The sequence below is a fragment of the Vibrio sp. CAU 1672 genome (assembly GCF_029223195.1).
Classification (GTDB): Bacteria; Pseudomonadota; Gammaproteobacteria; order Enterobacterales; family Vibrionaceae; genus Vibrio.
The window spans coordinates 1-2381 of record NZ_JARHUF010000059.1 but is presented as its reverse complement, the minus strand read 5'-3'; the positions used below and the strand labels follow the sequence as shown (position 1 = coordinate 2381).

Annotated in this window: 6 protein-coding genes; 3 read left to right on the top strand and 3 right to left on the bottom strand. The window is 41.8% G+C overall.

Annotated elements, in window-relative coordinates:
* Nucleotides 1-93: IS3 family transposase (locus P2G85_RS21315; RefSeq protein ID WP_262638254.1), on the top strand; the 93-nt coding region annotated here is incomplete at its 5' end.
* 157 nt (nt 94-250) lie between these two features.
* On the opposite strand, the gene P2G85_RS21305 is transcribed toward P2G85_RS21315, so the two are convergent.
* The 3 genes from P2G85_RS21305 to P2G85_RS21290 form a co-directional block, all read right to left on the bottom strand.
* Complete coding sequence (locus tag P2G85_RS21305) at nt 251-751, bottom strand: hypothetical protein (protein WP_275866006.1); 501 nt, start codon at nt 749-751, stop codon at nt 251-253.
* 174 nt (nt 752-925) lie between these two features.
* Nucleotides 926-1228 carry a type II toxin-antitoxin system RelE/ParE family toxin gene (locus tag P2G85_RS21295; protein WP_275866005.1) on the bottom strand — a complete coding sequence of 101 codons (303 nt, stop codon included), beginning with the start codon at nt 1226-1228 and terminating at the stop codon, nt 926-928.
* Nucleotides 1216-1473: a type II toxin-antitoxin system Phd/YefM family antitoxin gene (locus P2G85_RS21290; protein WP_005448240.1), complete on the bottom strand. Its 258-nt coding sequence runs from the start codon at nt 1471-1473 to the stop codon at nt 1216-1218. The genes P2G85_RS21295 and P2G85_RS21290 overlap by 13 nt, the downstream gene beginning before the upstream one ends.
* Nucleotides 1474-1721: 248 nt before the next feature.
* Between P2G85_RS21290 and P2G85_RS21280 the strand changes: the two genes are divergently transcribed.
* Together P2G85_RS21280 and P2G85_RS21275 are read left to right on the top strand one after the other, a co-directional pair.
* Entirely contained in the window at nt 1722-1970 is a 249-nt protein-coding gene (locus P2G85_RS21280; RefSeq protein WP_005377003.1) for a type II toxin-antitoxin system Phd/YefM family antitoxin, read from the top strand.
* A complete protein-coding gene (locus tag P2G85_RS21275; protein WP_005377002.1) occupies nt 1960-2250 on the top strand; it encodes a type II toxin-antitoxin system RelE/ParE family toxin in 291 nt (96 codons plus the stop codon). The genes P2G85_RS21280 and P2G85_RS21275 overlap by 11 nt, the downstream gene beginning before the upstream one ends.
* Nucleotides 2251-2381 lie beyond the last annotated feature (131 nt).

Below are 2381 nucleotides of genomic sequence, written 5' to 3'. Positions count from 1 at the left end.
GAATACATAGAGGTTGATTATAATCGGACGAGAAGGCACAGTGCTCTTGGGTATCTAAGCCCAGTTAACTTTGAACAACAAAATGTCACTTAATGAAGTGTCCAGTCTGGCTGGAGCAGATCATAACGCCCTGTTAAGGTGTGAGCAACGCAATACCGAAGCTGCCGCATACCACCTTAAACACTAAAACTAACGCATAGTAAAAATGCCACGCGTTGCGAATCACTCTTAAACAGTTTGTTAGCTTTCTTTACTTAACAATACAGGTATATCTGCAACGACCACGTTCAGATGCGTCAATGGCAATCTGTTCATTGTCAGTTTCAATTCTATACTCAAAGTAATAGCCACCCTTACTCGGTTCCGAATAACAAAACTCATCGATAAACTCAGCATTTAGCAACATTGATTTATCATATTTTCGAATAGGTGTCTCACGTGAGTAACACGCAACAAACTCACTATTGATTAATGTATTCGGTAACTCAGCGATACAATTTGTTATATAAGTATCACCTGATTTCCAAGCGACGGTAGGATTGAGAATTTTTGAGAAATATTTTATTCCAGATTGAGTCTGACTAAGCAACTTAGGATCTGAGATTTCATCCACTTGGCTTGTGGTGATTTCACAGCTTTTTGTCACCCCAAAAAACGACAGATCAAAATTTACACTATGTATATTTTCACTTGCCGAAATCGACAGCGATGAGAATAAAGCACCACTGACACCCAACAAATACCACTTCAAATTTGCCTCCTTGGTAACACAAACGAGTTTGAAAGCTAACGCCCTGTTAAGGTGTGAGCAACGCAATACCGATGCCGCCGCATGCCACCTTAAACACTAAACGCAACGCATAGTAAAAATGCCACGCGTTGCGAATCACTCTTAAACAGTTTGTTAGCCGCTCATTCCCAAAGGTTATTGCTTGCTCAATAGGAACTTACGCAAGTCTCTCTCAGCACGCATAACAAACAGAATAAATACTTTGTCGCCGTCTTGTTTATAGAAAACGCGGCACGGATTAACTACAACTTCACGATAACTTAGATGTTCTAGTTCAGGCGGAATGCGACCCGATTCAGGGAAAGCCTCTAAGCGCCCGACTTTAGAAAAGATCGTTTGAACCAATTGTTTTGCAGCTACGATATTTTCAAGTGCGATGTATTCAGCGATATCATTGAGGTCGGATAGCGCTGGCTCAGTCCAGATTATTTCAGCCATTTTGACATTTTGTCCTTGGCTTCATCGTGACTCACCACTTTACCGTCAGCTAATGCACGTTCACCTCGTGCAATCCCCTCCAGAATCGCCAAACGATTTTGCATAAACTCGTAATCATCAACATCAACCAGATATGCCGATGGCTTACCATGTTCGGTAATTAACACTGGTTCTTTAGTGTCGTGGAGATCGGCAAGGATCTTTGTTGCTTGACGTTTGAGTGATGTAACTAGTTCTACTTTCATGAGAGCTGCTCCAAAGGAATACTAAAGTGATACTATTCTATCACTTTGAGTATAGCAAGCTCCATGACGGCTAACGCCTTGCTAAGGTGTGAGCAACGCAATACCTTAGCCTCCGCATAATACCTTAAACACATAAACCGACGCATAGTAAAAATGCCACGCGTTGCGAATCACTCTTAAGCAACTTGTTATACCGCTTGGTTGAGGCTAAAATGACCAACATAAAGACCACTTAAGAGACCGATTATATGACCACTAGAATTTTAGCCGATGTTGCTGCAAGCATTACCGAGTTGAAAGCTAACCCTATGAAAGTTGCAACTAGTGCTTACGGCGAACCTGTTGCTGTATTAAACCGAAATGAGCCCGCATTTTATTGTGTACCTGCCGAAGCGTACGAAATGATGATGGACAGACTCGAGGATCTTGAACTACTAGCTATCGCTAAGGAGCGTGAATCTGAAGAGAGCATTTCGGTAAATATTGATGACCTATAAACTCGACTTTAAAAAGAGCGCACTCAAAGAGTGGAAAAAGCTTGGCTCTACTCTGCAACAACAATTTAAGAAAAAGCTGATAGAACGCTTAGATAACCCACATGTTCCGGCTTCAAAGCTTTCTGGAGCTGACAACATGTATAAAATTAAGTTGCGTCAATCTGGCTACCGTCTCGTCTACAAAGTTGAAGACGATGTCATCATTGTAACCGTCTTAGCAGTCGGAAAACGCGAACGTAGCGATGTTTACCGTAAAGCCATGAAAAGGTTAGATGATTGATTGCGGTATAACGCCGCATTAAGGTGTGAGCAACGCTACCACGAAACCTAACCACACCACCGTAAACACTAAACTCAACGATCGAATGAAAAATGCCAAGCGTTGGGAATCACTCTTAAATGCCTTGTTAT

Bases quoted from the DNA above. Each gene is read 5' to 3' on its own strand.
- P2G85_RS21290 (WP_005448240.1), bottom strand. From the start codon at position 1,473: ATGAAAGTAGAACTAGTTACATCACTCAAACGTCAAGCAACAAAGATC.
- P2G85_RS21295 (WP_275866005.1), bottom strand. From the start codon at position 1,228: ATGGCTGAAATAATCTGGACTGAGCCAGCGCTATCCGACCTCAATGAT.
- P2G85_RS21275 (WP_005377002.1), top strand. From the start codon at position 1,960: ATGACCTATAAACTCGACTTTAAAAAGAGCGCACTCAAAGAGTGGAAA.
- P2G85_RS21280 (WP_005377003.1), top strand. From the start codon at position 1,722: ATGACCACTAGAATTTTAGCCGATGTTGCTGCAAGCATTACCGAGTTG.